This is a genomic window from Pedobacter agri PB92 (assembly GCF_000258495.1).
GTDB classification, from domain to species: Bacteria; Bacteroidota; Bacteroidia; order Sphingobacteriales; family Sphingobacteriaceae; genus Pedobacter; species Pedobacter agri.
This window is the reverse complement of the sequence record NZ_AJLG01000231.1, coordinates 1-6,245: the sequence shown is the minus strand read 5'-3', so window position 1 is coordinate 6,245 and position 6,245 is coordinate 1. Positions and strand designations below refer to the sequence as shown.

The 6,245-nt window shown below is 39.9% G+C and carries 8 protein-coding genes; all 8 read left to right on the top strand.

Annotation, left to right across the window (positions count from 1 at the left end; genetic code table 11):
* Window positions 1-757 (top strand): GTP 3',8-cyclase MoaA (locus ON09_RS21715; protein WP_010603180.1); only part of this gene is annotated, 757 nt, incomplete at its 5' end.
* A 3-nt stretch (window positions 758-760) separates the two neighbouring features.
* On the top strand, window positions 761-1,936 hold the full coding sequence (locus tag ON09_RS21710; RefSeq protein ID WP_010603179.1) for a molybdopterin molybdotransferase MoeA: 1,176 nt from the start codon (window positions 761-763) through the stop codon (window positions 1,934-1,936).
* An 81-nt stretch (window positions 1,937-2,017) separates the two neighbouring features.
* Complete coding sequence (locus tag ON09_RS21705; protein ID WP_010603178.1) at window positions 2,018-2,515, top strand: hypothetical protein; 498 nt, start codon at window positions 2,018-2,020, stop codon at window positions 2,513-2,515.
* A gap of 4 nt (window positions 2,516-2,519) precedes the next feature.
* Window positions 2,520-2,753: a MoaD/ThiS family protein gene (locus ON09_RS21700; RefSeq protein WP_010603177.1), complete on the top strand. Its 234-nt coding sequence runs from the start codon at window positions 2,520-2,522 to the stop codon at window positions 2,751-2,753.
* Window positions 2,754-2,756: 3 nt separating this feature from the next.
* A complete protein-coding gene (locus tag ON09_RS21695) occupies window positions 2,757-3,869 on the top strand; it encodes a HesA/MoeB/ThiF family protein (RefSeq protein ID WP_010603176.1) in 1,113 nt (370 codons plus the stop codon).
* Between the two features lie 2 nt (window positions 3,870-3,871).
* Window positions 3,872-4,315 (top strand): molybdenum cofactor biosynthesis protein MoaE, encoded by a 444-nt coding sequence (locus tag ON09_RS21690; RefSeq protein WP_010603175.1) that lies wholly within the window; start codon window positions 3,872-3,874, stop codon window positions 4,313-4,315.
* Window positions 4,215-5,222, top strand: a complete 1,008-nt coding sequence (moaCB, locus tag ON09_RS21685) for a bifunctional molybdenum cofactor biosynthesis protein MoaC/MoaB (protein WP_238533769.1) — start codon at window positions 4,215-4,217, stop codon at window positions 5,220-5,222. The genes ON09_RS21690 and moaCB overlap by 101 nt, the downstream gene beginning before the upstream one ends.
* An 80-nt stretch (window positions 5,223-5,302) precedes the next feature.
* Window positions 5,303-6,130 carry an MOSC domain-containing protein gene (locus tag ON09_RS21680; protein WP_010603173.1) on the top strand — a complete coding sequence of 276 codons (828 nt, stop codon included), beginning with the start codon at window positions 5,303-5,305 and terminating at the stop codon, window positions 6,128-6,130.
* Window positions 6,131-6,245: the final 115 nt, after the last annotated feature.

The following is a 6,245-nucleotide window of genomic DNA, read 5'->3' as shown; positions in this document are numbered from 1 at the left end:
TGCTGCGGAGATTATCCTGGCCCTGGGGAAACTCCCGGTTGAGCTGGTGATTACCACCAATGGCACCCGGATCGCAGAAATGCTTCCTGTACTTTTAGAAGCAGGCATAAAAACGGTGAACATCAGTTTAGATACCTTACAACCTGATAAATTTTTTACTATCACCAGAAGAGACGTTTTTCATCAGGTAAGAGGAAATATTGAACTGTTATTGCAACATAAAATCGCTGTTAAAATTAATATGGTGGTGATGAAAGGATTAAACGATGGTGAAATTAAAGATTTTATAAACTGGACAAAACATAATCCTATTCAAATTAGATTTATAGAATTTATGCCTTTTACGGGCAACAAATGGACGAGTAACAAAATGTTTTCTTTAGAAGAAATTTTAGCCGTTGTGGAGAAGGATTTCGTGGTTCTACCCGTAAAATCTGCACCCCATGATACCGCTAAACATTTTATGATTCCTGGTCATGAAGGTTCTTTTGCTGTAATTAGTACCATGACTGCTCCTTTTTGCAGCACCTGCAATCGCATGCGGCTCACTGCCGATGGGAAATTGAAAAACTGTCTTTTCTCAATAGGCGAAACAGACCTGTTAAATCCGCTAAGAGCCGGACAAGATGTACTCCCACTGATCAAGGCTTCCATTTGGGCTAAAGAAAAAGAACTTGGCGGACAGTTAGGTAAACATTTCGAAAACCTGGATGCTACCCTCCTCAACAATAGAAGTATGATTACCATTGGCGGATAGAAAATGATCTCTGTACACGAAGCTAAGGCACTTATCGCGAATAATATTCAACCACTGTCTCCTGTTAAATTGCCTTTATCGCAAGCAAATCAACATATTTTAGCTGAAGATGTTTTTGCCATTTGCGATATACCCGCATATGAGCAGTCGTCAATGGATGGCTATGCCATTCGCTTCGCAGAAGCAAACATCGCTCTGGAATTAAACGGTGAAATGGCTGCTGGGACAAATACGCAACTTACTATAACTGCCGGACAAGCCAGCCGGATATTTACCGGTGCACCATTACCATCAGGTGCCGATACCGTAGTGATGCAGGAAAAAACAGAAATTTTAGATGGAAAATTGGTGATTCAAGATAGAAATCTTTCTGCTGGACTTAACGTTAGAAACAAAGGTGCGGAAATGAAAACAGGTGCATTGGCAATGAGAAAAGGAGATTACCTGAGCCCGGCTGCCCTTGGTTTTCTGGCAGGAATTGGCATCACCGGGGTATCAGTTTTTCCTATGCCAAAAGTTTCCATTATCCTTACCGGCAAGGAACTTGTTCAGCCTGGCGAAACTTTAGCTTTTGGGCAGGTTTATGAGTCTAATTCATATTCGCTGAAGGCGGCATTAAACCAGGAAGGAATTAATCAGGTAGAAATTTTTGAGGCAGATGACGATTTAGAGGTATTAACTACACTCCTCCAAAGGGCGTTGAAAACGAGTGACATAGTATTGCTTACGGGCGGCGTAAGCGTTGGCGATTATGATTTTGTGCTCGAAGCTTCGGCCCGCTGCGGAATTCAAAAGGTTTTCCATAAAGTAAAACAAAAACCCGGAAAGCCACTGTTCTTCGGTAGATTGGAACAGCAATACATTTTTGGGCTTCCCGGCAATCCATCTTCTGTGCTGAGTTGTTTTTACAACTACGTTTTGCCAACGCTTGCTGCACTTTCCGGCAAAATAAATCCGGTTAAGGAAATGGAGGCAGAGCTAAGCAGTGCCTACAAAAAATCTTCCGGATTAACCCATTTTCTTAAAGCACATTACCAGAATGGGAAAGTAATTCCGCTGGGGGCACAAGAGTCTTTCCGTTTAAGTACTTTTGCTCAGGCCAATTGCCTGATCATGCTTGAAGAAGAAACTGAGCAAGTGAATCAAGATGAAAGGGTTAAAATCATGTTATTACCATGATAACGTGCTTTGAAAATCGATTAACTAAAAAACTCTCAAACCACATCAACTAACTATATAAAATTACATATAAATTTAAAAATGAGATACATCACCCTAATTATTTTATTATTTTCTTTAACTGTTCATGCGCAAGAAAGCAAGCAATTTACCATTGAAGGTAAAATAAAAAATCCTACTACTTTAAACCTATCAAACCTAAAGGAATTTAAAAGTTTGAGTTTAGATAGCATGGTGGTTTTTAATCACCTGATGCAGCGGAAAAGCAGTATCAAAAACATTAAAGGCGTATTATTAAAAGATGTATTATCCAAAATAGACATTGAAACCGCCTCCCCGAAAGTATTAAGTGAATATTACATTGTATGCACCGCTACTGATAATTATAAAGTGGTGTTTTCATGGAATGAGTTATTTAATTCGGAAACTGGAAAACATGTGATGATTTTAACTGCTTTCGATGCAAACCCGGTAAAAAATGAAAAAGGAAACATTGCATTAATTTCACCAACAGATGAGGCAACGGGAAGAAGATTTGTAAAAGGATTAAGTAAAATCACTATACTTCAGGTAAATTAGCGCTATGGAAATCGAAATTATCAGTTTCGGGAAAATAGCAGAATTGGTGAACCTTAAGAACCTGAACATTGATGGCATCAAGGATACCGATGGTTTACAAAAGCACCTGGAAGCCGTGTTCCCAAAACTCAAAGAAATTAAATATAAACTGGCACTGAATAAGCAAATTATACATGCTAATAGTCCGTTAACATCAGGTTCAGTGGTGGCCATTATGCCGCCCTTTTCCGGAGGATAGAACATGGATAGGGAAAGATACCACAGACAACTCATTTTAGATGGTTTTGGTACCACAGCGCAAGATAAATTACTAAATTCAAATGTTTTAGTGATTGGTGCAGGCGGTTTAGGATGTCCGGCTTTACAATACCTTACTGCTGCAGGTATCGGTCGTATCGGTCTGGCAGATGGGGATGTGGTTTCACTAAGCAATCTTCATCGTCAGGTACTTTTTGCTACAACAGATATTGGAAAGCTCAAAACAGATGTGGCTACTGAAAGATTGGCGGCAATCAATCCTGAAGTTTTCATCCAGTCCTACCCTTTTTTCGTTACGCGAAATAACATCCTCGAATTGATAGCGGACTATGATGTAGTGATAGATGCTACAGACAACTTCGAAAGCAGATACCTCATTAATGATGCCTGCGTACTTTTGAAAAAGCCGCTGATATTTGCCGCCGTTTCAGGTTACGAGGGCCAGCTGGCGATATTTAACCTGGCAGATGAAAACGGCATTACTACGAATTACCGCGACCTCTTCCCTGTTCCACCAGCAAAAGGAGAAATTCCAAATTGTTCCGAAAATGGAGTAATCGGTGTGTTGCCTGGCATCATTGGCACCATGCAGGCTGCAGAAGCCATCAAAATCATCACCGGAATCGGAAAGCCATTAAAAAATAAAATACTAAACTATAACCTGCTGGAGCAGTCGTTTTATGAAATCGAAGTCACTCCGGCTCCAGCTAACAGCTACGTTTTACCAAAAGACAGTAGCTCCTTTTTAAAAATGAATTTCGGGAATCAAAAAGCAGATATAAAGAAAAGTGTAATAGAAATAGACATTAGCGAGCTGGAAGATATTCGGCAAAAGAAAAATACGCTACTTATCGATGTGCGTGAAAGCCATGAAGTCCCTCAACTCAATCGCGGAGAATTCAAGCAGTTTCCCATGTCAGCTTTGCAAAACCTGCTCAACGAAGAGATTGTAGAAGATCATATTATTTTGATCTGCCAGCATGGGATCAGAAGCTTATCAGCAGCTGAATATCTTCATGAGAAATATGGCAACGAAAAAAACATATACAGTTTAAAAGGCGGAATTGCCCGTTGGAAAAACTTTTTCACCTCTTAATCATGACGGAAAAGAAAATTAAAAACATTTTTGTTCAGGGTGCCATCAGTGCCGATTTCATTGCAGATAGCATAGCTAAACACAGTTCGAAGACAGAAATTGGCGGTCATAGCATATTCCTGGGGCAAGTAAGGGCAGATGAAATTGACGAAAAACAAGTTGCGGCAATTGATTATACTGCTTATGAGGAACTTGCTTTGGCACAAATGCACCAAATCAGGGAAGATGTTTTCAGCAAATATCCTTTGAGTTGTATGCATGTGCACCACAGTTTAGGCGTTGTAAACGCCGGAGAAATTTGTCTGTTTGTTTTCACTTCATCAAAACACAGAAAACCGGCAATGGATGCCTGCGACGAACTGGTTGAAAGAATTAAAGCAGAATTACCCATTTGGGGCAAAGAGATATTTGCTGATGCTTCACATCAATGGAAAGAAAATAAATAATATGGTTAACATCACGCATAAATCAAACACCCTTAGAATTGCTATCGCGACTGCAACCGTTCGGGTTTCAAAACAAGAAACTATCGATGCCATTGAACAAAGAAAAGTACCAAAAGGCGATATTTTTGAGTTTGCCAGGGCAGCTGGTTTATTTGGTGTAAAAAAAACAAGTGATGTCATCCCCGACTGCCACCCCTTACCTGTTGAATTTACGGCTATCACTTACGAAATAAAAGATTTAACCATAATAATTTATGTTGAAGTACATACCATCTACAAAACTGGTGTGGAAGTAGAGGCCATGCATGGTGCTTCAGTTACCGCTTTAACCATGTATGATATGCTTAAACCTATTGATAAAGGGGTTGAGATCGCATCCATCAGACTATTAAAAAAATCAGGAGGAAAAAGTGATTTTAGCAAAAATGACTTTGCCGACCTCAGGGCGGCGGTTATTGTTTGCTCTGACACGATTTCTGCAGGCCAGGGTGAAGACCAGTCAGGAAAAGCCATAGTTGCTAAACTAGAATCTCTTGGTATGGAAACCAGCATTTTCGAAGTGATTCCAGATGATTTTGATCAGATTCAAAACAAGGCCAAAACACTTTCAGCAGCAGTTGATTTATTGATTTTTACCGGCGGAACCGGCTTATCGCCACGGGATGTAACCAGCGATGCTGTTTTACCGCTGATCGAAAAATCTATAGATGGTATTACGGAAACTGCCCGCCGTTATGGCCAGGAACGTATGCCATTTGCCATGTTATCCAGAAGCGTAGCCGGATTAATCGGAAATTCTCTGGTGCTGACATTGCCTGGATCATTAAAGGGCGCAACGGAAACGATGGATGCACTTTTTCCTCAGGTATTACATGTTTTTAAAGTGATGAAGGGCGCCAGACATTAATTCAGCACAATTGCTAATGTTCCACGCCTTGAGCATGCACACAAGGTTGTAGTTTATAAAGTCTTTACTATCTTTATTCCGTGAACAAGCTACTACTTTCAGCCATCTATATTTACCCCATTAAATCACTTGGTGGAGCAAGTGTAACGCAATCTTATATAGAAGAACGAGGGCTGCAATTCGATAGAAGGTGGGTTCTGATTGATGATCAAGGTGTGTTCATTACCCAAAGAAAATATCCACTATTATCGCTTTTACAGGTCGATGTATTAGACAATCAGTTAAAGATTTCACATAAAGATGATCCTTTAGAAACGATTTCGTTTTTTATTGATCAGCAAACAAATCAAAGTTTTGCAGTTAGTATTTGGGATGATTTAACTATGGGTTTCGAAGTTGATCCAAAAGTAAGCGAATGGTTCTCCCGTTACATGAACTTTAGTGTAAGGCTAGTGAAAATGGATCAGGGCACTAAAAGACATGTAGATCCGAAATATGCAACCCAAAACGAAATTGTGAGTTTTGCCGATGGTTACCCCTGCCTGATTATTGGACAGTCTTCACTGGATCAACTAAACGAAAAACTAAACGAACCCGTTCGCATGGATCGGTTTCGCCCAAACTTTGTATTTACCGGCGGCGAAGCGCATGTTGAAGATACTTTTAAAGACTTTGAAATGGGCGGGATTCAATTTTTTGCTGTTAAACCTTGCGCCAGATGCGTACTTATTACTGTTAACCAGCAAACCGCTGCTAAAGGTGCCGAACCGTTAAAGACGCTTTCCAAATATCGCACATTCAACAATAAAATTATGTTCGGTCAAAACCTTTTACATCAGGGTTCGGGCATCATTCGCGTAGGGATGGAACTTCATATCAAATCTACCAAAGAAAAAATTCTGTCATAAGATCTGAGGGCATCTCCAACTATTCTATGCTATCAGAAAGTGAATAAGCCGCAATCATTAGCCTATCCAGCATACATCACTTCAAAAAAAAGGATTATTTACTAAAATAAAAAAA

Excerpts from the sequence above, each read along its gene's own strand:
- ON09_RS21710 (WP_010603179.1), top strand. The coding sequence starts at position 761 with ATGATCTCTGTACACGAAGCTAAGGCACTTATCGCGAATAATATTCAA.
- ON09_RS21705 (WP_010603178.1), top strand. The coding sequence starts at position 2,018 with ATGAGATACATCACCCTAATTATTTTATTATTTTCTTTAACTGTTCAT.
- ON09_RS21700 (WP_010603177.1), top strand. The coding sequence starts at position 2,520 with ATGGAAATCGAAATTATCAGTTTCGGGAAAATAGCAGAATTGGTGAAC.
- ON09_RS21695 (WP_010603176.1), top strand. The coding sequence starts at position 2,757 with ATGGATAGGGAAAGATACCACAGACAACTCATTTTAGATGGTTTTGGT.
- ON09_RS21690 (WP_010603175.1), top strand. The coding sequence starts at position 3,872 with ATGACGGAAAAGAAAATTAAAAACATTTTTGTTCAGGGTGCCATCAGT.
- moaCB (WP_238533769.1), top strand. The coding sequence starts at position 4,215 with ATGCCTGCGACGAACTGGTTGAAAGAATTAAAGCAGAATTACCCATTT.